The organism is Saccharopolyspora hordei, assembly GCF_013410345.1.
Classification (GTDB): domain Bacteria; phylum Actinomycetota; class Actinomycetes; order Mycobacteriales; family Pseudonocardiaceae; genus Saccharopolyspora; species Saccharopolyspora hordei.
The window spans coordinates 3,773,134-3,798,511 of record NZ_JACCFJ010000001.1 but is presented as its reverse complement, the minus strand read 5'-3'; the positions used below and the strand labels follow the sequence as shown (position 1 = coordinate 3,798,511).

Genomic DNA, 25,378 nt, shown 5'->3' with positions numbered 1-25,378 from the left:
CCAGGCCCGGGCGCGGTGCGCGGCGGGTCCCGGTCGCGGTGTTGCGCGCGCAACACCGGCCCGGCGCACGAGATCAACCTCCTCGCGGACCCGGATATCTTCTCCAGTGGAGGAAACCTTCCGCACGCCGGTCGGCGCGCGGCTGCCCGGGAGGATTCGGTGCGCTTCAACGAGGACGCGGAGCTGGACGCCTCGCAGGTCGAGGAGGTCGGTGGTCCCGGCGGCGGGATCGGTGGTGGCACGATCGCGATCGGTGGCGGTGGACTGGCCGTCGTCGGTGTCGTGCTCTTCTTCTTGCTCAGCAACGTCCTCGGCGGTGGCGGCGGGCAGCCGCAGCTGCCGCTGAGCCTCGACCAGCTGCCCGCCGGCCAGCAGGCCGACGACCACCGGCTGGCGCAGGAGTGCCGCACCGGGGCGGACGCCAACCGCCGCGAGGAGTGCGCGCTGGTGGCGTCGATCAACTCCATCCAGGGCTACTGGCGGGACCAGTTCGCGCGCTCCGGCGGCCGGTACCAGGAGGCGCCCACGAAGTTCTTCCGCGGAGCGGTGCGCACCGCGTGCGGCGGTGCCACGTCCGAGGTCGGCCCGTTCTACTGCCCGGCCGACGCCGACGTCTACATCGACCTGGACTTCTTCAAGGAGCTGCAGACCCGGTTCGGCGCCCGCGGCGGCACCTTCGTGGAGGCCTACGTGCTGGCCCACGAGTACGGCCACCACGTGCAGAACCTGCTCGGCACCAGCTCCCAGGTCGATCCCCGGAAGACCGGGCCCACCTCGGGCTCGGTGCGGCTGGAGCTGCAGGCCGACTGCTACGCGGGGGTGTGGGCCCACCACGCCACGACGGTGCCCACCCGTTCCGGTGCGCCGCTGATCTCCGAGGTCACCCAGGACGACATCAGCCGCGCCGTGGACGCCGCGGAGCGGATCGGCGACGACTACATCCAGGCCCAGCTCGGCGGCGGCCGGGTGGACGAGAGCGCCTTCAGCCACGGCAGCTCGGCGCAGCGCGAGAAGTGGTTCACCACCGGTCTGCGCACCGGCGACCCGAGCTCCTGCAACACCTTCGACCCGAAGGTCGACCTCGGCTGACCCGCCGGGACGCCGTCACACGACCGCGCCCCGGCGCTGCGGGCCGAGGACGGGCAGGTGCTCGCGGACCAGCAGCCCGCTCATGACCAGCAGCCACACGGCGGTCAGCGCGTTGGGGACGGAGGAGGCCAGCACGCTGTCCGGCGCCAGCACCCCGGCCCCGCTGATCACCGTGAGTGCGCCGAGCACCCGGACCAGGGCGACGAAGCCGCTGAACCAGCCGACCCACTTCGGGAACGCCTCGGTGCGCAGCACGGCCACCGCGCAGGCGGCCAGCGGCAGTGCCAGGGTCAGCCCGGCGAGCGTCCGCACCACCACGAGCGCCGAGTAGGGCACGGACGCCAGGCTGAGCAGCACCGGGTAGGTGGCCAGCGTCTGCACCACGCCGCCGAAGACCGCGGTGGTGAGGAACCCGGTGGTAGCGCTGATCGCGAACCCGCCGAGCACGACCGCCGGCGCGTCGCTGTCCGGGTCGGCCAGCCGGAACGCGGTGGCCAGCGTGGCGCCGAACCACATGAACAGCACCACGGCCGCCGCCGCGAGCACCACCGCGGTCATGATCGCGCCGCGGGAGAAGAACAGGTAACTGGCGATGGCGGTGGTGGACTCGCCGGCCTGCGGGGCGCCGCGGAGCAGGATGCTCGCGATGACGGCGAGCACGAGCGAAGCCGCTCCGGCCAGCCCGCCCCAGCGCATCTCGTGGCCGTTGCGCATCGTGTCCTCCCACGTAGCTGGAGTGGATGCCTCGACGGTCGCGGCACGGTCGGCGCGCTGTCACCGGGCGAAGGTCCCGGTCGCTCGACCAGCGGGACGTTGTGCTCTGGGGGCCGCACCCGGTGCGCTCGCACGCTCAGGGTGTCGAGCAAGGGGTGGTGCAGGTGGCGCGACAGGGACCAGCGGCGACACCGGCGGGCCGGCACCGGGTGTCGGCCCGCGCGGTGACCGGCCTCGTGCTGGGAGCCCTCGCCGTGGTGCTCGCTGTCGAGAACCGGGCGCTCGTGGAGATCCGGCTCCTCGTCCCGCAGGTGACCATGCCGCTGTGGACGGCGCTGGCCGGGATGCTGGTCGTCGGCATCGTCGTCGGGCTGCTCATCAGCCGCCCCCGGAGGTGACGGCCTGGCCCTGCCGCGTGCGGGAGCCCGGGTGTGGAGCCGCGGGGCCCGGGGGACCCCATCAGGTGATGGTGGTGGGCCACGCCTGGTGACCACCACCGGCGAGCGCGACGGTAGGGGCACCACACCGAACTGACGCAAGGGGTGATCATGATGGAGATGCCGCTGGTCAACAGCTGCACCGCCACCGAATGCGCCTTCAACGACCACCAGAGCTGCCACGCCCTGGCCATCACCATCGGCGAGCCGCAGCACGCGGTGTGCGACACCTACGTCACCACGTCCGTCGACGGCGGCGACCCGAACGCGGTCGCGCACGTCGGGGCCTGCAAGATGGCGGACTGCCGCTACAACTCGCACCTCGAGTGCCAGGCCCCCGGCATCACGGTCGGCCACGAGCAGAGCCTCGTGGACTGCCTGACCTACCAGCCGGCCTGACCCTCCGGCGCAGGATCAGCCCTGCTCGACGAGGCGGGCCGGGAAGCCCCCGGTGGCGATCGGGCCCCAACGCTCGGGGGTGACGCGGATCAGGGACTTGCCCTGCTTCACCATCGCCGCGCGGTACTCGTCCCAGTCCGGGTGCTCGCCGGAGATGGTGCGGAAGTACTCGACCAGCGGCTCCACGGAGTCCGGTGCGTCGATCACCTCGGCCGAGCCGTCGACCTGCACCCACGGGCCGTTCCAGTCATCGGACAGCACGACCACGCTCACCCGCGGATCGCGCTTGGCGTTGCGGGTCTTCGCGCGCTCCGGGTAGGTCGACATCACCAGCCGCCCGGCGTCGTCCACCCCGCAGGTCAGCGGCGAGGCCTGCGGGCGCCCGTCGGTGCGTGTGGTGATCAGGATGGCGCGGTGCCGCGGCCGGACGAAGTCCAGCAGACCGGCGAGGTCCACCGTCGTGTTGGTGGCGATCTGGGGCATCGTGGGACCTCCTGGTGAGCTCTCAGCGGTACCCGACCATCCTGCCGCGCACCGCCGGAGGCGGCTCGGCCGGTCCGACACGACGGAGGGCCGCCGCGGGAGCGCTCCCGCAGCGGCCCTCGGTCCGGGAAGCGGTCAGTCCGTGCCGGACTCCATCGCGGCCCGGTCCAGGTAGCCGGACTCGGTCTCGTCGTCGGCGCCCACCGAGGCGATCGCCTCCGCGCCGCCGGCCTGCAGCGTGCCGACCAGCTCGGTGTGGGCCGGGCCGACCAGGCCGAGCTGGCTGTAGCCCTCCAGCTTGGCGCGGGAGTCGGCGATGTCCAGGTTGCGCATGGTCAGCTGGCCGATCCGGTCGGTCGGGCCGAAGGCGGCGTTCTCGGTGCGCTCCATGGACAGCTTGTCCGGGTGGTAGGAGAACGCCGGACCGGAGGTGTCCAAGATCGAGTAGTCCTCGCCGCGCCGCAGCCGCAGGGTGACCTCGCCGGTCACCGCCGAGCCGACCCACCGCTGCAACGACTCGCGCAGCATCAGCGCCTGCGGGTCCAGCCAGCGCCCCTCGTACATCAGGCGGCCCAGCTTGCGGCCCTCGTTGTGGTAGTTGGCGATGGTGTCCTCGTTGTGGATCGCGTTCACCAGCCGCTCGTAGGCGATGAACAGCAGGGCCATGCCCGGCGCCTCGTAGATGCCGCGGCTCTTGGCCTCGATGATCCGGTTCTCGATCTGGTCGCTCATCCCGAGGCCGTGCCGGCCGCCGATCGCGTTGGCCTCGTGCACCAGGTCGACGGGGGAGTCGAACTCCTTGCCGTTGATCGCCACCGGGCGGCCCTGCGCGAACGAGATCGTGACGTCCTCGGTGGGGATCTCGACCGACTCGTCCCAGAACCGCACGCCCATGATCGGTTCGACGATCTCCACCCCGGTGTCGAGGTGCTCCAGCTGCTTGGCCTCGTGGGTGGCGCCCCAGATGTTGGCGTCGGTGGAGTAGGCCTTCTCCGCGCTGTCGCGGTAGGGCAGGCCGCGCTCCTGCAGCCACTCCGACATCTCCTGGCGACCGCCGAGCTCGCCGACGAAGTCGGTGTCCAGCCACGGCTTGTAGATCCGCAGGCGCGGGTTGGCGAGCAGCCCGTAGCGGTAGAACCGCTCGATGTCGTTGCCCTTGAAGGTGGAGCCGTCGCCCCAGATCTCCACCCCGTCCTCGAGCATCGCCCGCACGAGCAGGGTGGCGGTGACGGCCCGGCCCAGCGGGGTGGTGTTGAAGTACGTGCGCCCCGCGGAGCGGATGTGGAACGCCCCGCAGGTCAGCGCGGCCAGGCCCTCCTCGACCAACGCCTCCCGGCAGTCCACCAGGCGGGACACCTCGGCGCCGTAGGACTCGGCGCGCCCCGGGATGGAGGCGATGTCGGTCTCGTCGTACTGCCCGATGTCGGCGGTGTAGGTGTACGGGATCGCGCCCTTCTCGCGCATCCAGGCCACCGCGACGGAGGTGTCGAGACCTCCGGAGAAGGCGACGCCGACCCGCTGGCCGACCGGGAGACTCGTCAGAACCTTGGACATGGTTCAAGAGTATGCGATGGACTGCATGATTATAAAATCGGGGGTGGGGTGGTCGTCTGACCAGGGGCAACGGTAGTCGCTCCGGCGGCTCTCCAGCCCGCTCGCCGCGCTCGTCAGGTGCACTGCGGCCGTGGCGCACGTGCGAGCAGCTCCCGCGCGCACGCGGGAGCTGCTCGGGCGAGGGTTCAGGCTCTCGGGCTGCTCATCGCAACCCCGCCTGGGGCTCCTGTGCTGGGAGGTCGATCACCAGCGACCCCAGTGGCCACGACGGCGCCAGTGTCCCCACCAGCCGCCGCCCCAGCCCCAGCCACCCCAGTGGCCCCAACCCCAGCCCCAACCCCAGCCGCCGTTGCGCCGGTAGTCGTTGCTGAAGACTGCGCTGACCTTCATGTCGGTCTCCTGTAGATCAGGACGAGCGTCATCGAAATTCCGTCGAGAACTGCGCTGCGGGGGAGTCCGCAGCACCGGCGCAGCTCACCGAGTCCGTCCGGGGTGGACGGTCGCGAGCGCGCGGTCGCGTTGCTTCTGGATCCAGCCGGATGCGCTTCCACCTGCGCACACCCCACGATAGGACCGGGCAACATGCCGTGTGAGAGACTTTCGCCCTGGACACGTTGCGTAGCAAATCATTGCTCCTCGAACACGCTGCGTGTCTGTTCTTCCACTGCGCCCCAGGCGCGGGTGGCCCTGTCGCCGCCCGTGCAACGTGGGTTGCCGGGCCGAGTCGCAGGCATTCCCGGCCACCCGGCCGGGTAAGCCGAGTGGGGATGGGGATCAGCGCGAGGACGGGTGCCGCGGGCCCGGCCGCCGGCCGGGTGCGGTGGGCCGGGCGGCGACGCGTGGCGGCGCTGGAGCGTGGTCCGGCGGGTGGCCGATGTGCGCGGTGAACCGCCGGCAGTTCGGCGGTCTCGTCCTGGCCGGTGCGGGAGCGGCCCTGCTCGGGGGACTGCCGCGCGCGGCGCCGGTGCGGGCCGCCGAGCCCGCCGGGGGCTTCTTCGTGACCGCGTTCACCGACTACGCCTCGACGGTGAGCACCGAGAGCTCGGGCGACCTGTGGCCGACGTGCTGGGCGGACGACGACCTGGTCTACACGGCCAACGGCGACGGACGGGGCTTCGGCGACCAGCCGATGGCTCCCATCGTGGCGAACCGGATCGCCGGGACGCCGGAGACCGGCCTGCGCGGCGAACGGCTCGCCGCGGGCGATGCGATCGCCCGGGCGCACGCCGACCCCGCGCAGTACAACCCGAAACCCACCGGGATCGTCGCCGTCGACGGCAACGGCGACGGGCGTGACGAGCTGTACCTGGCCGTGCAGGACCTGCGCTCCGCGCCGGCCGGGCAGGCGTTCGACGACGCCCCGAACGCGACGGTCGTGAAGTCGGAGGACCACGGGCGGACCTGGCAGCAACCGGCCGAGCCGATGTTCACCGACCACGTGTTCACCACGATCATGTTCCTGGACTTCGGTCGCAGCCAGGAGCACGCGCGCACCCTCGGGCCGCAGGACGCCGGTCACGTCTACGCCTACGGCCTGGACCACAACTGGCGCACCTCCTACAGCGGCACGGTGCCGTCCCCCACCGGCCTCTACCTGGCGCGGGTGCCGCGCGACAGCGTCCAGCAGCGCGACGCGTGGCGGTTCTGGGCCGGGAGCGGTCCGGACGGTCCGAAGTGGACCGCACGGATCGAGGAGAAGGCGCCGGTGCTCACCGACGAGCGACGGCTCTACACCGACCTGGTCGTCACCGGGCGGCGCGACCTCAGCGTGCTGTCCCAGGGCGGAGTGCTCTACAACGCCCCGCTGCGCCGCTACCTCTACACCTCCTGGAGCGAGTACACCTTCGAGTTCTACGAGGCACCGGCACCGTGGGGACCGTGGCGGCTGTTCCTGTCCAAGGACTTCGGCTGCCAGCCCTGGTTCGGCCGGCCCGGCCGGATCCGGTTCGACCCCGTGCCGGGCGGTCACGACATCCCGCTGCCGGAGGCCGGGGAACCGCGACCCGCGTGCGCCGGGCCGAAGAACGGAGGCTACGCCTGCACCCTGCCGTCCAAGTTCGTCTCAGCCGACGGCACGCGGATGTGGTTGCAGTCCAACTGGTTCCAGGGTCTGCAGTGCGGTCTGCCGAACTACTGCTTCTCGCTGCGGCAGTTCCGGGCCTTCCCCCGCCAGTGGGGCGATCCGGCGGTCAACCGGCCCGACCCGGCGCGCAACCTCGCCCGCGAACCGGACGTCTTCCCGGTCGAGAAGACCGCCCACCACGGGCGCGGCGACTACCTCAACGACGGGGTCCTCGAGCAGAGCGAGGACAGCTACGACGGCACCCGCAAGCAGACCGACTCCTGGGGCTACACCTGGCGCGAGCAGCGCTGGGTGGACCGCGTCGTCTACACCACCGGCACCACGTTCCCCGACGGCGGCTGGTTCGCCCGAGACCTGAGGGTGCAGGTGCGGCAGGCGGACGGCTGGGTCGACGTCAGCGGTCTGGTGATCACCCCGCCCTACCCCCACGACCGCACCGCGGGTCCGCACCGCAGCTACGCGCTGACCTTCGCCCCGACCACCGGTGACGGGGTGCGGATCACCGGAGTCCCGGGCGGTTCCGCGGCGTTCACCTCGATCGCCGAGCTCGAGGTCTACTTCGACGGGCGGTGAACTGCGCGGAGCCGTCGGCGCGTGCATCAACCGAACGGCGGCTGACCGCGCACCGCCGGCGCGGTGTTGCATCGAACCTGCGCCCCGGCGAGCCCGTGCTGGACGCCGCGCGCACTCCTCTCGCTGGGAGCCCGATCGGAGAACTGGATGACCGCAGCACCGGACCGGGGGGCCTCGACGCTGGTCGGGGCCGAGGAGTTCTTCGCCGACCCTGCGTTCTCCCGTGCCTCGCTCTCGCCGGACGGTGCGAGGATCGCCTACCTGGCTCCGGAGCGCGGCAAGCTCAACCTGTGGGTGCGCCGGGTCGACGAGGGGCACGAGGACGCGGTGTGCCTCACGCACGACGACCGGCGCGGTGTCGAGCACCACTGGTGGACCGATGACCCGCGCTGGCTGCTGTACCTGCACGCCACCGACGGCGAGGAGGACTGGCACCTGTTCCGGGTCGACCTGGACGCACCGGGTGCACCGGCGGTCGACCTGACCCCGCTGCCGCCGGGGCAGCGCGTGTTCGCCGTCGACCCGACGAGACCGGGGGCCGGCAGCGTGCTGGTCTGGATGAACCAGCGCCCCGCGTCCATCGACGCCGTCCGGGTCGACGTCGCGACCGGCGAGCGGACACCGCACCAGAGCCGGCCCGAGCCGGGCGGCACCGTGCTGCTCGACGGGCGCGGTGAACCCGCCTTCCACGCGGCGCTGACCGAGGACGGCACCTGGGAGTTCTCCGCGATCGACCCCGGCGGCCGGAGGCGCCTGCTGTGGCGCGTCGGCGGGCCGGAACACCCGCTGGGTCCGCCGCTGCAGCGGGTGACGCCCGACGGCACCGGGTTGCTCGTCGGCGACTACCAGGACTCGGACGACCTCCGGCTGGTCCGCATCGACCGGCGTTCCGGTGCGGAGACCACGGTCGCCGCGGTGGCGGGGCGCAGCCTGTGCACCGCCGGGCTGGCGGCTCCGGGCGCGCGGCCGCCCACCGTGTTCACCAGCCGGCGGACCGGTGCGGTCATCGCGGCCCGCTTCACCGGGGACCGCCCCCACATCGAGGTCCTGGACCCGCACTTCGCCGAGGTGCACGCCGCGCTGTCCGCGCTCTCCGACGGCGTGCTGGACGAGGTGTCCTCGGACGAGACCGAGCAGCGCTGGGTCGCTTCCTTCGTCCACGACCGCGAACCCGGTGCGACCTGGTTCTACGACCACAGCACGGGGGAGAGCCGGCTGCTGTTCCGGGCGCACCCGCAGCTGGACCCGGCGCAGTTGGCCCCGATGTCGGCGGTGCGCTTCCCGGCCCGCGACGGACTGCCGCTGCACGCGTTCCTGACCCTGCCGGTCGACGGCGCGACCGGGCCGCTGGTGCTGCTGGTGCACGGCGGCCCGTGGTCCCACGACTCGTGGGGCTACCACCCGACGGTGCAGTTCCTGGCCAACCGCGGGTACGCGGTGCTGCAGGTGAACGTCCGCGGTTCCACCGGCTGCGGCAAGCGGTACACCACCGCCGCGATCGGCGAGTTCGCCGGGAAGGTGCACGACGACCTCCTCGACGCGCTCGACTGGGCGGTGGCGCAGGGCCACGCCGACCCGAGCCGGGTCGCCCTCGTCGGGGACGAGGACCCCTACGCCGGCCACGCGGCGCTGGTCGGCGCCGCGCTCAGCCCGGACCGCTTCGCCGCGGCGGTCGCCCGCGGGGGACTGCTGGACCTGGCGCACTTCCTGCGCACCTCGCCGCCGTTCACCCGGCCCGCGCTGGCCCACAGCTGGTTCCGCTACGTCGGCGACCCCGCGGACCCCGAGCAGGAAGCCGACCTGCTGGCCCGCTCGCCGATCACCATGCTCGACCGGATCCGCTCCCCGCTGCTGCTCGTCCGGTCGGCCGACGAGGTCGAGTCCGACACCGTCGTGGAACGCCTGCGGGCGCGCGGCGTGCCGGTCGAGCAGGTCAGCACCGACGGCAGCCGCGGTCCCGAGGACCGGGTCCGGCTGCACCGGGCGATCGAGCGGCACCTGGCCGAGCACCTCGGCGGACGCCGCGGCTGACCGTCCTCGGTGGACCCGGCCCGCCACCCGGGACGCACCACGCTCCGGCGGCGAGGGGCGGGTTCCCGCCGAACCGGCAGAACTGCTGGATCGCGCCGCCCGCACCGGGCAAGATCTCGTGTCGTCCGATCAGCACGGGGATGGAGGAGAGCAGTGCGACCAGGTCGGTTCGGCCGCTGCGCAGCGGCGTTGGGGACAGCGGTGCTGGTGACCGCGGCGCTGTCGGGGACACCGGTGGGCGCGGCGCCCGCCACCGTGGAGGTCCGGTTGATCGCGTTCAACGACCTGCACGGCAACCTGGACCCGCCCGCGGGTTCCTCGGGGGAGGTGACCCTGCCCGACGGCACCACGGTCGAGGCCGGTGGTGCGGCCTACCTGGCCACCCACGTGGCGCAGGCGCGCAGCGAGGCGGACCACTCGCTGGTGCTCTCGGTGGGCGACAACATCGGTGCCTCGCCGGTGAACTCGGCGCTGTTCCACGACGAGCCCACCATCGAGTTCCTCGACCAGCTCGACGTTTCCGCGGCCGTCGTCGGCAACCACGAGTTCGACGAGGGCTACGCCGAGCTGCAGCGCATCCAGTCCGGTGGGTGCCACCCCGAGGACGGCTGCCAGTTCCGCGAACCCTACGACGGTGCGGGCTTCCCGTACCTCGGCGCCAACGTCACCTTCGAGGACGGCCGCCCCGCGCTGCTGCCCTACACCGTCGAGCGCGTCCAGGGCGTGCCGATCGGCATCATCGGGGTGACGCTGCAGGACCTGCCCTCGCTGGTCACCCCGGAAGCCGTGCGGGGACTGGCGTTCGGCGACGAGGTCGAGGCGATCGACCGCACCGCCGACCTGCTCGACCGCGCCGGGGTCAAGGCGCAGGTCGTGCTGGTGCACCAGGGTGACGAAACCGAGGGCGGCGGCCCCGACGAGTGCGCCGTCACGCCCGGCCCGGCCTCGGAGATCGCACGGCACGCCTCGCCGAAGGTGGACGTCATCTTCACCGGGCACAGCCACCAGCAGTACAACTGCGTGGTCGAGGACCCGGCGGGCAACCCGCGCGCCGTGCTGCAGGGCGCGTCCTTCGGCCGGCTGCTGACGGTGGCCGACCTGACCATCGACCGCGTCAGCAAGGACGTGGTCCGCTCAGCGACCGAGGCGCACAACCGCGTCGTCACCCGCGACGTGCCCCCGGACCCCGCCGTGCAGCAGCTGGTCGACGAAGCCACCGAGGAGGTCGCGCCGATCGCCAACCGCGCCGTCGGCACCATCACCGCCGACCTGCCGCGCCAGGGCGCGCCGTCCGGCGAGTCCCCGCTCGGTGACGTGGTCGCCGACGCGCAGCTGGCGGCGACCGCGGCCGGTGGCGCGCAGGTCGCGATGACCAACTCGGGTGGCATCCGCGCGGGCCTGGTGCACGCCTCCTCGCCGGCCGGTGAGGGCGACGGGGTGGTCACCTACGGCGAGGCGTACTCGGTCCAGCCGTTCGGCAACGTGACGCAGACCCTCACGCTGACCGGCGCGCAGCTGAAGGCCGTGCTGGAACAGCAGTGGTCGGGGGAGGAGACGCGGATGCTGCAGGTGTCGGCGAACCTGCACTTCACCTACTCCGCCTCCGCGCCGGTCGGGTCGAAGGTCACCGAGATCACCATCGACGGGCAGCCGGTCGACCCGGGCGCCAGCTACCGGGTGACGGTGAACAACTTCCTGGCCGCCGGAGGCGACGGGTTCACCGGGTTCACCGAGGGCACCGACGTCGTCGGCGGTCCGGTGGACCTGGACGCGTTCATCGACTACCTGGGCGCCCACCCGGACCTCGCGCCGCCGCCGGCCGACCGGATCACCCAGGTCCCGTAGGACGGAGAGGTCAGGGGCGCACCGAGGTCGGTGCGCCCCCGACCTCGGCGCGGAGCTCGCGCAGTTCGGCCCGCAGCCCGCGCACCTCGCCGAGCAGCTGCTGGACGGTCTCCGCGCTGTCGTCGCGTTCCTCGCTGATCTGCGACTCCATCGCGGACACGGCGACCGCGATGAACAGGTTCAGCACGGTGAACGTGGTGACCGCGATGTAGGCGACGAAGAAGACCCAGGCCAGCGGCTCGTCCTCCATGACGCTGCGCGCCACCTCCGACCAGGCCTCCCCGGTCATCACCTGGAACAGGGTGAACAGCGAGTCGCCGAGGTCGCCGAAGTACTCCGGGGCGATGTGGCCGAACAGCTTGGTGCCGATGACCGACCCCACGTAGAGGATGAGCACGAGCAGCGCGGCGATCGAGGCCATCCCGGGCACCGCCGTCAGCAGCGCGCCGACCACGCGCCGCATGTTGGGGACCGCGGAGATCAGGCGCAGCACGCGCAGCACCCGCAGGGCCCGCAGGACGCCGAACGTCCCGGTCGTGGGCAGCAGCGAGACCCCGACGATGACGGCGTCGAAGCAGTTCCACGGGTCGCGGAAGAACCGCCAGCCGTGGGCGTAGAGCCGCGCGGCGATCTCCACCGTGAACACCGCGAGCGCGGCCCGGTCCACCGCGTGCAGCAGCCAGCCGTGGTGGGCCATGAGCGTCGGTGAGGTCTCGCAGCCGAGGGCCAGCGCGTTGACGAGGATGACCGCGATGATGACTCGCTGGAACGCCGGTGCGTCGACCAGCAGGCGGACCCGTTGACGCGTGTTCACCGAAAGCTCCTGGCAGGACTGTGCTCGACGGAGGGGATCGGTGATCAACTTAGCGTTCGGCTGCGGTGCTCGCCGCGCACGGCGACCGGAGTGTCACGCAACGCACAGCGGGTGCGCGGCACCCGCTGCGCGCGGTGGTCAGAACTCGTCGTCCTCGTCCAGCACCTCGCCGAGGACCATGCCGCCGAGGAGGCCGGCCCCCGCCCCGAGCGCAGCACCGGCGACCGCACCACCGATCCCGGAGCCTCCGCGACCGTCGAGGTGGCCGTGCGCGGTGCCGAGTCCCGCGCGCCGCTCGGCGACCTGCTCCAGCCAGTCCTGGACGCGCCCGATCCAGTCGGTGGACGAGGTCTCCCCGTGGCCGACCCGGAAGCGGCCGAGGTCGTCCCCGCCCGGCGTGGGGATCCCGCTGCGCTTGTCGGCCTCCAGCACCACGCCGAGCCCGTCGGCGTCCGCGGTGAAGGCGAGCCAGACGTCGTTGAGCCGCCCGGCGAACTGCGGCGGCGGGAAGAACTCGATCTCCTGGACGGTCGGCGGTTCCTGCTCCCCGCCGGGGCGCACCCCGGTGCCGTGGAACTGCAGGCCGAGCTGCCCGAGCGCGTCCAGGACGGCCAACTGCGCGGGCAGCGGCTCGACGGCCAGCGGGTCGAGGTCGGTCGCGTCCGAGTTCCCCGTGATGCCCAGCTCGGTGTGCACGCCGAGGGTGACGCCGTCCAGGACCATGCCGTGGACGGTGCTGATCGGCGTTGTCCACGGCAGGACCACCTCGAACGGCACCACGTCCTGCTGCCCGCCGCTCAGCCGGCGGGGCCCGGACACCTCGGCGCGGTGGAACTCGACGGCCACCGGGCCGTCGACGGTCTCGACGTGCGCGGCGAAGCGCAGCGCGACGTGCTCGACGGTGATGTCCTGCTTGCCCGCGGTGATGCGGACTTCCCCGGTGAGCGCCGCTCCCGGGTGCGCGGTGGGCTGGTGGAGCACCGTGTCCACCGATGGGGCACCGATCCCGAGCGCGCCCAGGAGCTTCTTGAAGACCATCCCTGGCGTTCCCTTCCTCGCCGTGTCGCCTCGTCGAGCGGTCCGCGACCGGGACCGCTCAAGATCAGCAACGGACCGCGGAGCCGGTTGGTTCCGGACGAACGGGACGATCCTGCGATCGTGCGGTACCTCTCACCGCCCGCGGCGGACCTCAGGCGACCCGGCTCGGCCGTCCGGGACCGGGGCGGCCCGCGAAGGCCTGCGCGATGGGCAGCCACTGCTCGGCGGTGCGCCCGGTGGCGGTGACCGCCAGGTCGTCGCGGTGGCGGCGCTGGGTGACGAGCAGGCAGAAGTCCAGCGCCGGCCCGCTCACCCGGTCCGCCGCGTCCGGCGGGCCCCAGGTCCACAGCTCGCCGTCCGGCGCGGTCAGCTCCACCCGCACCGGCTCGGTCGGCACGGGCAGGTCGTGCAGCGAGAACGCGAAACCCATCGTGCGGACGCCGATGTGGGCGACGTGCCGCAGCCGACGGGTCGGGGCGCGCTCCAGGCCGAGCGCGTCGACCACGTCCTGACCGTGCGCCCAGGTCTCCATGATCCGGGCGGTGGCCAGGGACGGGACCTTCATGGGCGGGCCGTACCACGGCACGCGCGCTCCGGCGGGAGCCGTGGTGAGGGCGTGCAGCAGGTCCGCGCGCCCGGCGCGCCACCGCTCCAGCAGCTCCGGCGGAGCCAGCCGGGCTCCCGCAGCGGCCGCCTCGTCGACCAGCGCTGCGAGGCGCTCGGCGTCGGCGGGCTGCTCCGCCCGGAACCGCTCGGGGTCGGTCGCCGCACGGTGCGCTCGCTCGTCGGTCCAGGCGAGGTGGGCGATCTGGTGCGCGATCGTCCAGCCCTCGGCCGGCGTCGGCGTGCGCCACTGGTCGGCGTCCAGCGCCGCGACGAGGGCGTCGAGCTCCTCGCTCTCGGCGCGCAGGTCGACCAGCACGGCGTGCTCCGGACCGGACATGCGGTGCTCCCAGGCGTTCTCCCCGTCCCACCTCGCGCGGTTCCGGGCACTGCTGGCGCAGGGACCGGGCCCGCGAGTGCGGTCCCGGCGTCAGGTCCGTCCCACGTCCACATCGGACGGGCCCGGGGACCGCGACGCGCCGCGTCCCCCGGTGGTGGCCCAGCCCGGCGATCCCGGACCGGTCACCGTGCCTCCGGGGTCCGGCGACCCGTCACGCCATCGTGGCGTCCCGGGTGCCGGCGGCGCAAGGGTGCGTCCACGCCGGACCGCCGCCTCACCGGAGGTGGCCGTAGACGATCACGTTGTCCTCGTAGCTGCGCGCGTCCTCGTCGAAGGCGCCGCCGCAGGTGATCAGCCGGATCTCGGGTCTCGGCACGTCGCCGTAGACGGCCTCGGTGGGGAAGTGGTCCTTCGGGGCGGTCTCCACGCGGTCCACCACGTAGGTGACCCGCGAACCGTCCACCCGGTCCACCTCGACCCGGTCGCCAGGACGCAGGTCGCGCAACCGGTAGAACACGCCCGCCTCGGTGTGGGAGTCGACGTGGCCCAGCACCACGAAGGGGCCGACCTCACCGGCGCCCGGGCCGAGCCGGTACCACCCCGCCTGCTCGGCGTCCTCGACCGGCGGCACTTCGGCCGTGCCGTCGGGGTTGAGTCCGAGCGGCACGAGGGTCGACTCGACGGGGATGCTGGGGATGCGGATGGCTCGCGGGCGCGGGTCGCCCGGGACCGGGCCGGCGGCCTCGACGGCGTGGGTGGCCGCCGGGGGCGGAGCGGAGCGCGCATCCACCGGACGGGTGTCGGCCGCCACCACGACGGTCATGAGCACAGCGGACCACAGCACCAGGAGCACGGTTCGCACGACGCACCTCCACCGGTCGGTCGTCACACGAACCGGTGGTGCGCGCCCTCGCGGGCCCGCACCACCGGTTCGCTCGGATCAGTCGCGCTGCTCGGCGTGCCGACGCCGGTGCAGGTAGGCACCCCCAGCGGCCACCGCGGTGGCCGCGAGGCCCCCCAGAGCCAGCATCGGACCGGTGGTGTCGGTGCGCTCCTGAGCCATGGCACCACCGCCGGCCTGCACACCACCCACGGGCCGCTGCTGGACCTGCGGCTGCTGGACCTGCGGCCTGGCTTGCGGCGCCTGGGTCGGCGCGACCTGCGTCGGGCTCACCTGCGGCTGCTCCTGTGGAGCCTCCGGCTGGGGCGCGACGGCCGGTGGCGGCGCGACCGGCGGGGCGACGGCCGGCGGCGGCGCGACCGGCGGGACGACCGGCGGGACGACGACCGGCGGCTTCGGCTTCGGGCACTCGTTCGGCTTGCAGATCGGCTTCGGAGGCGGGCAGTTCGGCTTGCAGTGCGGTGGCTTCACGCAGCCGTCCGGGCCGCACTGGCCGTGGTCCTGGCCGTCGTGGTCCCCGTCGATGCCGTTGCTGCCCTGGCTGTCCGGGCCATCCTCGCCGTCTGGGTCGCTGTCCCCGTCTTGGTCCTGGTCGACCGCGAGCACCGGCGCCGCTGGCGCAGGTGCCGCACCGGCGGCCAGTGGTGTCAGGCTGAACGACGCGCCCAGCACGAAGGCGGCGATGCCGCCGATGCGTACCAGCTTTGCAGACACCTGAACCTCCTTTTGTGATCAGTTTGAGTGGGAATTCCGCGCTCAAAATCGTTTTCCAGATCGCCTCGCGAGATGTGAAAGGAGGCTGTTCGTACGGTAAGCACCGAATTCGCGGTTGGCAGCCCTGGGAATCCATGATCATACGATCGGGGAAACGACGATGTGTCCATTCGGGAATGAACATCACCGATTGTGAGAACAAGGTCGAGAACGGGTGGAGATCGAGGATATTTGTCGACATTTGTTGATCTGGATCGGGTGACATGGTCACGGAACGTGACCTTGCCGGTCGGTCTGATCTCCTCCCGTCCACTTCGGTAGATCGAATTTCCCGGCATTGTCATCTGGCGTGTGGGCGGGGTGACGACAAATGATCGGAGCGGCACTGATCGGCAATTGCGACCAGGCTTGCGGAAATTGATCGGGCCATGTTTTCCCGATCGTGGTGGATGTCGATCGATCGAAAGTTGTTGATATGTGGTCCGGACCAGTCACTGTGGACGGTGTCGGGCCGGGGCCTCGCGGATCACGACGTGGGCGCGGGTGCCGACGGGGTGATCGGGGACAGCGCCGGCAGTGATCACGCACCGCCGCCCGGGACGCGCTCGCGGGATGGACGGTGCTCCGGCCGAACCGGTTGCGCGCCTTGACAACTCGAAATGTGACTCACTTTCCGCGAACAGCCTCCGGTCGGCCCGCGTCGGCGCCGGCTCTGGCCAGTCCACTGTGGATCCGCCGTGTTCCGCGCGCTCCTTCCGGAGCGCCTGGTCGTGCCAGGTCGGGGCTCGCCCGGGGCGCCTCGGCAGTGCGTCGGTGCGGAGGTCCGCGCGGCGAGAAATCGCCAGCGTGTTCCGGCGTTTCGGGTGCCGCGCGTAGTGTCGGGCCGATCGTCGACCGAGAGGTGCCGACATGGTTGCTGCGCGCCGGACATCGACCAGGGGCTTCGCCGCACGAGCGGTCCTCGGGGCCTCGGCGCTGGTGCTCGTGCTGCCGGGGTCCGCGTTCGCGGAACCGCCGCAGGCGCTGCCGGGCTCCGCGCCGGAGGCGGACCGCACCTGGCAGCCCGCGTTCGACTACGACGGCGACGGGTGCTACCCGACGCCGGCGATCGGGCCGGACGGCACCGTGGCCGAGGGGCTCGATCCCTCCGGCTCGCTCAGCGGCGACTGCCACGATCCGTCCGACCTGGACAACACGAACTCCTACTCGCGTTCCCAGTGCGATGCGAGCGGCTGGTGCGCCTACCTCTACGACCTGTACTTCGAGAAGGACCAGGCCCTCGACGGCGTGAACGACCCGTTCGGGCACCGGCACGACATCGAGCACGTCGTGGTGTGGGTGCACGAGGGCCAGGCGAAGTACGTCTCCACCTCCGCGCACGGCGACTACTCGACGTACCCGGCCGAGGAGGTCTCCTGGGAGGGCACCCACCCGAAGATCGTCTACCACAAGGACGGCATCAGCACGCACGCCTTCCGGTTGGCCGGCGCCGACGAGGAACCCGAGAACCACCACGGGACCTGGCAGTACCCGCCGCTGGTGGGGTGGGACGACTACCCCGAGGGCATCCGCGACAAGCTGACCTCGGCCGACTTCGGCAAGGCCAGTCTGGGCATCAAGGACGGTGCCTTCGAGGACAACCTGGCCAAGGCCAAGCCCGAGGACGTCCCGTTCGACCCCCACGGCTGACCCGCTCCGGGCAGATGCCTGGTTGGTGCCCTGGTCCTCGCCGCGGTCGTCCGGTTGACTGCCGAGCGACCGAACGTCGAGGAGGGACACCGTGGCGGTCAGCGAGACCGGACTGCAGGCCAGGGTGCGGGTGGCGGTGACCAGGACCGGCCACCCGACCGAGTTCCGTGACGGGCCGGGGGGTCCGCCGCCCTCGCGCGAACGCGCGGCGGGAGTGCCCAGGTGAGCGCCGGGGCGGAGGTCCGCACCGAGCGGGGTTCGGTCCTGGCGGTGCTGCGGTCCCGGCACGTGCCGCGGTTGCTGTCCGCCTCGCTGATCGGCCGGCTGCCGACGGGCATGGCGCCGCTGGCGATCCTGCTCACCGTCCGCGGGAACGGCGGGGACTACCGCTTGGCCGGTCTGCTCGCCGCCCTGTACGCCGGGAGCGCCGCGGTGAGCGGACCGGTGCTCGGCCGGCTCATCGACCGGACCCGCCAGGCCCCGGTGCTGCTGGCCAGCGCTGTGGTCTCCACCGCGGCGTTCCTGGCGCTGGGCCTGGTCGACCCGGTGCGCTCGGCGGTGGTCGGCGCGCTCGCCGCCGTGGTCGCGGGTGCTGCGACGCCGCAACTGGAACCGTGCCTGCGAGTGCTCTGGGAGCACGTCGTGGCGGGCGAGCACCACGTGCGCGCGGCGTTCTCGCTGGACGCGGCCACCCAAGAGCTGATCTTCGTGTGCGGCCCGCTGGCCGTGCTCGGTGCCACCGCGTTCGGCGGTCCACCAGCGGGACTGCTGGCCGCGGCGGCCGTGGGGTTGTTCGGCACCACCTGGTTCGCCACGGCGCGCCCGGCGCGGGCCTGGCGCGGCACGCCGACCGCAGGGCACTGGGCGGGGCCGCTGCGCGGCGCGGGCGTGCTCCGGCTGTTCGCGGCGCTGGTCTGCGTCGGGGCCACCATCGGGGCGTTCACCGTGGGCATCACCGGACATGCCGAGGTGGCGGGCAGTTCCACTGCCGCCGGGTGGCTCATCGCGCTCAACGCGGCCGGTGCGCTGGTCGGTGGGCTCGCCTACACCGCCGTGCCTGCCGCACGCCGCGAGGACCGGCGCCTGCTCGTGCTGCTGGCCCTGCTCGCCCTCGGCTACCTGCCGCTGGTCTCGGTCCTGAGCGTCCCGGTGATGGCGGTGTTCGCGTTCCTCAGCGGTTGCTCGCTGCCCGCGGTGCTGGCGTCGGCGTTCGCGCTGATCGCGCGGATGGCCCCGGAGGGCACGCTGACCGAGGCGCACGCCTGGATGATCACCTCGTTCGGCGTCGGCAACGCGCTGGGTTCGGCGGCAGCGGGCACCCTGCTGGACCTGGTCGCGCCCTGGGCGGCGTTCGTGCTGGCCACCGCGGCCGCGTGCACCGGTGCGGCGCTGGCCGTCCGCCGCCTGCTCGCCTGACGAGCGGTGGTCAGTGCTCGCGGTGCAGGGCGCGGCTGATGCCCGCGGCCACCGTGGTGGCCAGCGTCCACCCGGCGGTGACCAGCGCGACCATCACCCACTGGGAGACGCCGCGCGCCTGCCACATGTCGTCGTGGCCGAGGCTGACCACCGGCAGCATCTGGTCCAACGTGTACAGCAGCGGGTTCCACACCGGGTGGTCCTGCTCGTTGATCGGCACCAGCGGGTGGGCGCTGAACCAGGCGGTGCCGGCCACGGCGAACGCGACCAGCCACACCACCGCCCGCAGCGGCCGGTAGCCGTAGCCGACGGTGGCCCGCTGCAACCAGCTCCACAGCTGGACCGGCCAGCGCAGCCCGGGACGCGCGGTGCGGGCGATCGCGGCGTAGCGGTGGCGCTGCTTCTCGATGAGCACCGCGACCGCGTGCTCCTCCAGGCCGTTGCTGCGGAAGACCTCGGCGAGCTGGTCGTAGGTGCCGGGCTGGTAGGCGCCACCGGAGGTGGCGCGCAGCCAGCCCAGGCGCTGGTGCACCCGCTCCCGGTCGTCGAGCTCGAAGGACTCCGTGAAGTTCTGGTACGTGAAGTCCTCGCAGTCCACCCCGCCCGACGACTCCCACACCGCGGCGTTGTCGGCGAGCAGCTCGCACTGCGCCTGCCGCAACGTGATCCGCCCGCGCGGTGGCGTCGTCGGCAGCAGCGTGAGCTCCTGGGTCTGCACACCGGAGGCGTTGAACGCGGTCCGCGAGGCGCCGTCGCCGAGCTCGCAGCCCCAGAAGTTGATGTGCCTGCCGACTTGCGCCCAGCGGAGCTGGACGGTGCCCTCGGCGGAGAACGGCCGCTCGCCCTCGGCGCACACCAGGTCGCGCTCGATGCGCGCCCCGCGCAGGTCCAGCGACGGCTTGTAGTGGTTGCGGTGTTGGTGCCAGGCCGGTTTGGTCAGCTGCGCACCGCGCAGGTCGACGCTCGCGCCGATCTGCGCGCCCGGCAGCTGCAGCGAGCCGACCACCTCGGCGCTGCGGCACTCCACGCTGCTGCCCACGGAGATCCTGCTGCCGACCAGGACGTCGGTGCGCGGCCCGGTCAACCGGGCGCGGTCGAGCTGGATGCTGCCGCCGACCTCCAGGTCGGTCATCCGCCACTGCCCGCGCACGGTGGTGGACCGGGCGTCGAGGTTGCCGGACACCGTCGCCCCGTCCATGTTCACCGCGCGCAGCGGGTGGAGCACCGCATCGGGGGCCGGGCGCAGCCAGGACACGTCGACGGTGGCCTCGGCCATCCGCAGGTTGCCGCCGATGACCGCGCTGACCAAGCGCACCGTGCCGCCGCTGCGGAAGCCCTGGTCGACCTGCACCTCGCCGCGGACCTCGCACCGGTCGGCGATGAGCGAGGCGGTCGGGTCGTCGTAGTGCGAGTCGCCGCGGCGCGGCGGGCGCGCACCCGGCTCCAGCACGGCGTCCCGCAACCGCAGGTCCCCGGAGATGTGGGCGCTGGGCAGTCGCAGCGTGCCGGCGGCGGTGAACGACCGGCCGGTCAGCGGGTCCACGTCCAGCCGCAGCGACCCGCCGATGCGGATCCCGGTGGCGTTGAGGGCGTTCCGGCCGCGGTGGCGCAGCGCGGCGCCGGACAGCGTCAGGTTGCCGCCGATCTTCGCGCCGGGGACGCGGATCTCACCGGAGGTCTGCAACCGGATCCCGAGCACGGCGCCGGACACCGCCAGCCGGTCGGCGTAGACGCAGCGCTGCCCGGGGTTGCGCAGCTCGCTGTCGTTGAGCAGCAGCGACCCGCCGAGGTCGGCGTCGGCCAGGTCGAGGATCCCGCCGACGCTGGCGCACTCGCGCAGCACCACGTCGTTGCCGACGGCGAGGTTGCGCGCGTGCATGCCCGGGAACCGGCAGCGCCACAGCACCAGCCCGGCCAGCCGGCACTGCCGCAGGTCGGGTGCCTCCTCGAACCGGCAGCCCAGGAACTCCAGCAAGTACGGCAGGTCGGCGTTGCGCAGGTCGAGCTGGCCGGTGATCGTGGCGCCCTCCACGGCGATGACGAGCGGTTGCGCGCCGCGCCGGGCGAACGGCCGCCAGCCACCGTCCTCCAAGGACTCGATGAGCCGCGACGCGAGGAACTCGCCGCGGATCCGCTGCTCGCCGCTGGGGAGGCCGTTCGGCGGCGGGAGCACGTCGGCGTCCGGCCCGAGCGTCCGGCCCTGCGCCAGCAGCGCGTCGAACCGGCGCTCCGCGTCGGTCAGCGGTTCTGCGGTGCTCCTCACGCCGTCCAACGGTGCCCGCTCCATCGACCAGGGAACCTCCAGGTCCACCGTAGTGGACCGGTGCCCGGCCGGAGGCGGGATTCACCCGGCACGCGCAGTGGCGTGCCACCGACGGGCGGTGGCACGCCCCGGGACTCAGGTGCTCGACGTGTTCCACGCGAGCGTCGTGGCGGCGGGCGAGTCCTCCGCCGACGCCGGGTCCCCGGTCGCCTCCGGCGTGCTGCCGTACGTCGGTGTGGTGCCGTGCGACGCGGTCCGCGCGGTCGGGGTCGTGGTGGACGCGAGCGTGCTCGTCGACCCGGTCGTGCTGCCCGACGTGCCGGCCGACCGCTGGCACAGCTCGGTGATCTTCGACATCGAGTCGGTCAGGGTGGCGACCGCCTTCGCCGTCGCGCCCACGTGCTGCAGCAGGCCCTGGTTGCTGCTGAGCAGCTGCTGCATCACCGCCACGATCCGGCCGCCGTACTCGGCGGCGACCTGCACGGCCTGCGGGATCGCGGCCGCCACGCTGGCGCCGAAGGTGGCCTGCGCTGCGGCCACCGCCTGGTTGAGGATCATGATGATCTTGCCGGTGGCCTCGGAGACCAGCGCCGTGACCTCCTGCAGCGCCTTCGCCGCGGCTTCGCCCGCGCCGGTCACCGCTTCGGCCAGCGCGGTGCTGGCGTCACCGAGCCCGGCGATGCTGTCCACCAGCTCCGCGCCGGTGGCCAGGTAGCTGGCCGCGGTGTCACCGGACCAGCCGCTGGTCTCCGGACCGACCGACTGCTGGTAGGAGTCGGCGATCGAGGACACCCCGCGCCCGGCGTCCTGGAAGCCCTGCGCTCCGGCGGAGACCGAGCTGGGGTCGCCGGCCAGCTGCTGGAGCGGTTCGTCGAGGAAGGACACCGACGCGGTGATGAAGCCGAAACCGGAGTCCGACAGCGCCGACAGCGGGCTGCTCGGCGACCCGAGGGACTCGACGCCGGGGTTCGACCCGCTGAGGTCACCGGACAGCCAGCCGCGGTCGCGGACCGCGGCGAGCGTCGACTTGAGCTCCCCGACCTCCGGCAGCGTCGCGCCGATCGTGATCTGCACCGTCATCGCGGGTCCTCCCGGAGCAGCCGCACCGCGTTCTCGTCGTCGGTGCGCTCGTAGTCCTCGGCGGTCTGCACCAGCGCCTCGCCGACCGCCTCCACGGTGGTGGCGGCCTGGGCGATGGTCTGCCCGGTCTGGGCCATGGCGGAGCCCAGCCCGGCGGTCAGGAACTGGAGGAACGTGCCCAGCGAACCCTCCGCGGGGCCGGCCGGGACCGCCCTCGCCGCGTCGGACAGCCCGCTGGCCAGTCCGCTGACGGTGCCGGCGTGCGCCCGGATCTGGTCGGGGTCGACCTGCAGGTCCATCAGACGATCACCACCGGGCCGTCGAAGAAGTCGTCGTCCTCGTCGCCGCCCGACCGGGCACCGGGCTCGACCCCGGCGGCGGGCGGCATGTTCGCCCTGACGAAGTCCAGCGCCGGGCCCTCGCCGACGTACTCGGTCATGATCTCCACGACCTGCGCCCCGACCTTGCGCTGCGCCTCCTGCGAGGTCGTCAGGATGAGCTGCGCCAGCTTCTCGGCCTCCATCGCCCGCGCCGCGGGCGTGAGCCGGATGTCCTCCATCGCGCCGCTCGGCCCGACCTGCACGGTGATCTCACCGCGCGGCGAGGTCACCGTCGCGCTCATCTGCCGCAAGCTCTCGTTCGCGGCCTTGGCGTCCGCGGCGGCCCTCGCGAGCCGCTCGTCGTAGTCCGCCAGCCACTGCGCTGCTGTTTCCACGTCGTTCCTCCGCACTCTCCGCGCCGCGGTCACCGCGGCGCGCGGGCGGTCCTGGCCAGCTCCTCGACCGCGAACCGCACGTCGTTCTGCCGCATCGGGTTGATGCTCACCCAGCCGTGCTTGGCCGGCACCACCCGCACCCGTCCGCGAGGACCGTCCAACCAGGACAGTTCCGCGCCGGCGCGGGCGCTCTCGCGCGCACCGCGCCGGGTCGCCCCGACCTGCCGGCGACCGGTCGGCGTCGACAGCAGGCCGGCGAGCTGGTCGAGCGCGTCCGGGTCGCCGCCGCAGTCGCGGACGAGCTGGCGCAGCCGCCGCTCCTTCTCCTGGTCGTCCTCGACCTCGGCGACCACCTGGTGCGCGGTGACCACCGCGTGCTCGGGCAGCGTGATCGGCATGGTCCGCGCCGGGGGCACGGCGGGGACCAGGTCGAGCAGCGCGTCGGTGAGCGCGTCCGCCGGCACCCGGTGGATCCGGACCGGTCGCGTCGCGTCGCCGTCCAGCGGTTGCACGCAGACCAGCGCCCACGACCGGTAGACGATGGCCACCACCGCGGTCGTGCCCGACTCGTCCTCCAGCACCACGTCGACGGTCCCGCGGTGTTCGCGCAGCGCGGTGACCAGCTCGGCGGCCGCGCCCACCGGTCCGTCCTCGTCGGCCAACCCGCGCAGCTGCAGGGTGTGGCCCGCCGTGGCCAGCAGCACCTCCCGCTCCCCGGCGATGCGGCCGAAGGACGGCACGCGCAGCGGGAACGGCATCGGCACCCCGGCGTGCGTGGCCAGCAGGTCCAGCTCCACCTGTCCGAAGTGGAGGGTCGCGGGGGCACGTCGCACCGCCGCCGCGGTCATGCCTGATCACCGCCGGTGGTGCGCAGCTCCTGCGCGGCGCGGTCGTCGGTGGCCAGGTAGCCGGCGACGGTCTCGCCCAGGGCGGTGCGGAAGTCGTCCAGCTCGGTGTCGGCCGCGCCGATCTCGCCGCTGAGGCCGGACCGGCCCGCGGCCTCGCGCAGCCGCAGCGCCAGGTGGATGGCCGGTGGCGCGGTGCCGAGCTGCGGCAACCGCTCGGCCAGCCGGCCGGCCTCGCCCGCCAGCCCGGCGGTGCGCTCGCGGAGCCCGGACAGCGCTTCCACCTGCGCGGAGAGGTCCTGCGGGGCGACCTGGTAGCCGCGCCCCGCCGCTGCGTCAGAGGTCAACGTTCTCGCTCCTTGTCGCCTCAGCCGATGACCGGGGCGCTGGCCGGCCGGTCGTCGTCGAAGAGCTTCTGGTCGATGGTGGGCAGCCGGTTCTCGTGCACCTGCTCGCCCTCCTCCGGGCCGCGCCGCGCACCGGCTCCCGGCGGCACCACGCCGCCGGCTGCGACCGCACGCCCGGCGAGCGCGCCGGGCCCGCCGGAGCGCGCCAGGGCCGCCTCCAGCGCGCCGGCGCCGCTGCGCGCGCCAGCGCCCAGCTGCTCGGCGCCGACCAGGCGGTTCCACGGCACACCGCCGCTGCCGGTCGCGCCGCCGTGGCCCGCGGCGGTGGTCGCCGCGGGCGCGCCGGGCCCGGCGGCCTCCGTGGCCCCGGGCGGCGCGATCGCCCGGCTGCTGTTCCGCAGGCTCGCCTCGTACTGCTGCATGACGTGCACGGCCTCGGCCTTCTTCTGCGCGGCCGTCACGTCGGCCAGGAACAGGCTGGTCCCACCGGCCGCCACCGCGCCGATGGCGGCGCCCATCGCCGCACCGGGACCGGCGCCGACACCACCGGCGCCCGCGCCGACGATCCCGCCGACCACGGCTCCGGCACCGGCTCCGGCGGCCGCGCTGGTCACCACCGTCCCGGTCGGGTCACCAGGCGGCGGCGGCATCGTGTTGCGCGCGACCGCGAGGGCGTCGCCCGCCTCCTGGGTGGCGCCCTGCACGGTGCTCGCGCGGTCGCTGATCCCGGAGGTGCGCTCGCCCAGCTCGCCGAGCCGGGTGGTGGCCAGCCCGGCGGACTCGCTGCTCCAGCTGCTCTCCATGGCGGTGCGGTGGTGCCGCATGGACTCGGCGTGGTCGGCGAGCTCGGTGCTGTGCCGTCCCCACTCGGCGGCCATCGAGCTGACCTCACCGACATCGGCGTTCTGCCACAGCATCTGGTACAGCTCTTCGTGGGAGTAGGCGTTCCAGTTGGTGCCCTCCGGCGGGATCGGGGAGCCGAAGTAGCCTTCCCACACGTTGCGCAGGGCCTCCACGACCGGCACCAGCAGCGTGCCGGCGGGACCGGCCTGCTCCAGCGTGGAGGTGGCGGCGGCAGCCAGGTCCTGCACGCCCGCCGATGCCATGTCGATGAGGTTCGCTGCGGATTCGTCGCTCATCTCCGGTTCTCTGCCTCCCAGAGCGGCGCACCGCTGCGGTGCGCCGACCACGGCCAACGAGTTCTGGGTGGGGGAGTGCGTGGGCGCGGCGAGCCGCGAGCCCGACGGTGCCCGTCACCCCCAGCGACGGACACACGCTCAAGATCACCAGAACGGCCGAGCCGAATCATCCGCAACATCACTGATGTTTCGCGGACTCCGGTCGACCTGCGGGTTCGCGACGACCGTGGTGCTGGGACGCCGGGGAGGGAGCGGGCCGTCGCGGT

24 protein-coding genes are annotated in these 25,378 nt (G+C 73.1%); 8 read left to right on the top strand and 16 right to left on the bottom strand.

Annotated elements, in window-relative coordinates; all coding sequences use genetic code 11:
• The first annotated feature begins 159 nt into the window (after positions 1 to 159).
• Positions 160 to 1,089 (top strand): KPN_02809 family neutral zinc metallopeptidase, encoded by a 930-nt coding sequence (ypfJ, locus tag HNR68_RS17420; RefSeq protein ID WP_179722472.1) that lies wholly within the window; start codon positions 160 to 162, stop codon positions 1,087 to 1,089.
• A gap of 15 nt (positions 1,090 to 1,104) precedes the next feature.
• On the opposite strand, the gene HNR68_RS17415 is transcribed toward ypfJ, so the two are convergent.
• A complete protein-coding gene (locus HNR68_RS17415; RefSeq protein WP_179722470.1) occupies positions 1,105 to 1,803 on the bottom strand; it encodes a hypothetical protein in 699 nt (232 codons plus the stop codon).
• A gap of 164 nt (positions 1,804 to 1,967) precedes the next feature.
• Here HNR68_RS17415 and HNR68_RS26880 point away from each other — a divergent pair, with 164 nt between their 5' ends.
• Positions 1,968 to 2,201: a lipopolysaccharide assembly protein LapA domain-containing protein gene (locus tag HNR68_RS26880; RefSeq protein ID WP_246330475.1), complete on the top strand. Its 234-nt coding sequence runs from the start codon at positions 1,968 to 1,970 to the stop codon at positions 2,199 to 2,201.
• Between the two features lie 150 nt (positions 2,202 to 2,351).
• A complete protein-coding gene (locus HNR68_RS17405) occupies positions 2,352 to 2,639 on the top strand; it encodes a DUF1540 domain-containing protein (RefSeq protein ID WP_343050205.1) in 288 nt (95 codons plus the stop codon).
• A gap of 15 nt (positions 2,640 to 2,654) precedes the next feature.
• Here HNR68_RS17405 and HNR68_RS17400 read toward each other — a convergent pair whose 3' ends face one another.
• The 3 genes from HNR68_RS17400 to HNR68_RS17390 all read right to left on the bottom strand — a co-directional run bounded on the left by HNR68_RS17400 (position 2,655) and on the right by HNR68_RS17390 (position 5,066).
• The gene (locus HNR68_RS17400) at positions 2,655 to 3,122 is read right to left on the bottom strand and encodes a PPOX class F420-dependent oxidoreductase (protein ID WP_179722466.1); all 468 of its coding nucleotides are present in this window, start codon (positions 3,120 to 3,122) and stop codon (positions 2,655 to 2,657) included.
• A 135-nt stretch (positions 3,123 to 3,257) separates the two neighbouring features.
• On the bottom strand, positions 3,258 to 4,676 hold the full coding sequence (argG, locus tag HNR68_RS17395) for an argininosuccinate synthase (protein ID WP_179722464.1): 1,419 nt from the start codon (positions 4,674 to 4,676) through the stop codon (positions 3,258 to 3,260).
• A 243-nt stretch (positions 4,677 to 4,919) separates the two neighbouring features.
• Positions 4,920 to 5,066, bottom strand: coding sequence for a hypothetical protein (locus HNR68_RS17390; RefSeq protein WP_179722462.1), 147 nt, complete (start codon positions 5,064 to 5,066; stop codon positions 4,920 to 4,922).
• Between the two features lie 493 nt (positions 5,067 to 5,559).
• Here HNR68_RS17390 and HNR68_RS17385 point away from each other — a divergent pair, with 493 nt between their 5' ends.
• The 3 genes from HNR68_RS17385 (at position 5,560) to HNR68_RS17375 (ending at position 11,208) form a co-directional block, all read left to right on the top strand.
• On the top strand, positions 5,560 to 7,332 hold the full coding sequence (locus HNR68_RS17385) for a DUF4185 domain-containing protein (RefSeq protein ID WP_179722460.1): 1,773 nt from the start codon (positions 5,560 to 5,562) through the stop codon (positions 7,330 to 7,332).
• Positions 7,333 to 7,479: 147 nt separating this feature from the next.
• Entirely contained in the window at positions 7,480 to 9,363 is a 1,884-nt protein-coding gene (locus HNR68_RS17380; RefSeq protein WP_179722458.1) for a S9 family peptidase, read from the top strand.
• A gap of 189 nt (positions 9,364 to 9,552) precedes the next feature.
• Positions 9,553 to 11,208 (top strand): bifunctional metallophosphatase/5'-nucleotidase, encoded by a 1,656-nt coding sequence (locus HNR68_RS17375; protein WP_218889337.1) that lies wholly within the window; start codon positions 9,553 to 9,555, stop codon positions 11,206 to 11,208.
• 10 nt (positions 11,209 to 11,218) lie between these two features.
• Here the strand turns inward: HNR68_RS17375 and HNR68_RS17370 are convergent, their stop codons facing one another.
• The 5 genes from HNR68_RS17370 to HNR68_RS17350 all read right to left on the bottom strand — a co-directional run bounded on the left by HNR68_RS17370 (position 11,219) and on the right by HNR68_RS17350 (position 15,618).
• Positions 11,219 to 12,022 (bottom strand): ion transporter, encoded by an 804-nt coding sequence (locus HNR68_RS17370; RefSeq protein WP_179722454.1) that lies wholly within the window; start codon positions 12,020 to 12,022, stop codon positions 11,219 to 11,221.
• 138 nt (positions 12,023 to 12,160) lie between these two features.
• Positions 12,161 to 13,060, bottom strand: coding sequence for a sporulation protein (locus tag HNR68_RS17365; protein WP_179722452.1), 900 nt, complete (start codon positions 13,058 to 13,060; stop codon positions 12,161 to 12,163).
• A 151-nt stretch (positions 13,061 to 13,211) separates the two neighbouring features.
• Positions 13,212 to 14,003, bottom strand: coding sequence for a TIGR03084 family metal-binding protein (locus tag HNR68_RS17360; protein WP_179722450.1), 792 nt, complete (start codon positions 14,001 to 14,003; stop codon positions 13,212 to 13,214).
• A 274-nt stretch (positions 14,004 to 14,277) separates the two neighbouring features.
• A complete protein-coding gene (locus HNR68_RS17355) occupies positions 14,278 to 14,865 on the bottom strand; it encodes a class F sortase (protein ID WP_343050204.1) in 588 nt (195 codons plus the stop codon).
• A 78-nt stretch (positions 14,866 to 14,943) separates the two neighbouring features.
• Positions 14,944 to 15,618 (bottom strand): hypothetical protein, encoded by a 675-nt coding sequence (locus tag HNR68_RS17350; protein ID WP_179722448.1) that lies wholly within the window; start codon positions 15,616 to 15,618, stop codon positions 14,944 to 14,946.
• A 909-nt stretch (positions 15,619 to 16,527) separates the two neighbouring features.
• On the opposite strand from HNR68_RS17350, the gene HNR68_RS17345 reads away from it, so the two are divergent.
• Together HNR68_RS17345 and HNR68_RS17340 are read left to right on the top strand one after the other, a co-directional pair.
• The gene (locus HNR68_RS17345; RefSeq protein WP_179722446.1) at positions 16,528 to 17,307 is read left to right on the top strand and encodes an NPP1 family protein; all 780 of its coding nucleotides are present in this window, start codon (positions 16,528 to 16,530) and stop codon (positions 17,305 to 17,307) included.
• A gap of 222 nt (positions 17,308 to 17,529) precedes the next feature.
• Positions 17,530 to 18,723 (top strand): MFS transporter, encoded by a 1,194-nt coding sequence (locus HNR68_RS17340; RefSeq protein WP_179722444.1) that lies wholly within the window; start codon positions 17,530 to 17,532, stop codon positions 18,721 to 18,723.
• Between the two features lie 10 nt (positions 18,724 to 18,733).
• On the opposite strand, the gene HNR68_RS17335 is transcribed toward HNR68_RS17340, so the two are convergent.
• The 7 genes from HNR68_RS17335 to HNR68_RS17305 all read right to left on the bottom strand — a co-directional run bounded on the left by HNR68_RS17335 (position 18,734) and on the right by HNR68_RS17305 (position 25,112).
• Positions 18,734 to 20,986 (bottom strand): translocation/assembly module TamB domain-containing protein, encoded by a 2,253-nt coding sequence (locus tag HNR68_RS17335; RefSeq protein WP_343050203.1) that lies wholly within the window; start codon positions 20,984 to 20,986, stop codon positions 18,734 to 18,736.
• A gap of 135 nt (positions 20,987 to 21,121) precedes the next feature.
• The gene (locus tag HNR68_RS17330; RefSeq protein ID WP_179722440.1) at positions 21,122 to 22,066 is read right to left on the bottom strand and encodes a WXG100 family type VII secretion target; all 945 of its coding nucleotides are present in this window, start codon (positions 22,064 to 22,066) and stop codon (positions 21,122 to 21,124) included.
• Positions 22,063 to 22,365 (bottom strand): type VII secretion target, encoded by a 303-nt coding sequence (locus HNR68_RS17325; RefSeq protein WP_179722438.1) that lies wholly within the window; start codon positions 22,363 to 22,365, stop codon positions 22,063 to 22,065. The genes HNR68_RS17330 and HNR68_RS17325 overlap by 4 nt, the downstream gene beginning before the upstream one ends.
• Positions 22,365 to 22,781: a YbaB/EbfC family nucleoid-associated protein gene (locus HNR68_RS17320; RefSeq protein WP_179722436.1), complete on the bottom strand. Its 417-nt coding sequence runs from the start codon at positions 22,779 to 22,781 to the stop codon at positions 22,365 to 22,367. The genes HNR68_RS17325 and HNR68_RS17320 overlap by 1 nt, the downstream gene beginning before the upstream one ends.
• Positions 22,782 to 22,810: 29 nt before the next feature.
• Positions 22,811 to 23,629 carry an ESX secretion-associated protein EspG gene (locus HNR68_RS17315; RefSeq protein ID WP_179722434.1) on the bottom strand — a complete coding sequence of 273 codons (819 nt, stop codon included), beginning with the start codon at positions 23,627 to 23,629 and terminating at the stop codon, positions 22,811 to 22,813.
• Complete coding sequence (locus tag HNR68_RS17310) at positions 23,626 to 23,910, bottom strand: hypothetical protein (RefSeq protein ID WP_425502921.1); 285 nt, start codon at positions 23,908 to 23,910, stop codon at positions 23,626 to 23,628. Before HNR68_RS17310 ends, HNR68_RS17315 begins: the two co-directional genes overlap by 4 nt.
• Before the next feature lie 83 nt (positions 23,911 to 23,993).
• On the bottom strand, positions 23,994 to 25,112 hold the full coding sequence (locus HNR68_RS17305; protein ID WP_179722431.1) for a hypothetical protein: 1,119 nt from the start codon (positions 25,110 to 25,112) through the stop codon (positions 23,994 to 23,996).
• Between the last annotated feature and the right edge of the window lie 266 nt (positions 25,113 to 25,378).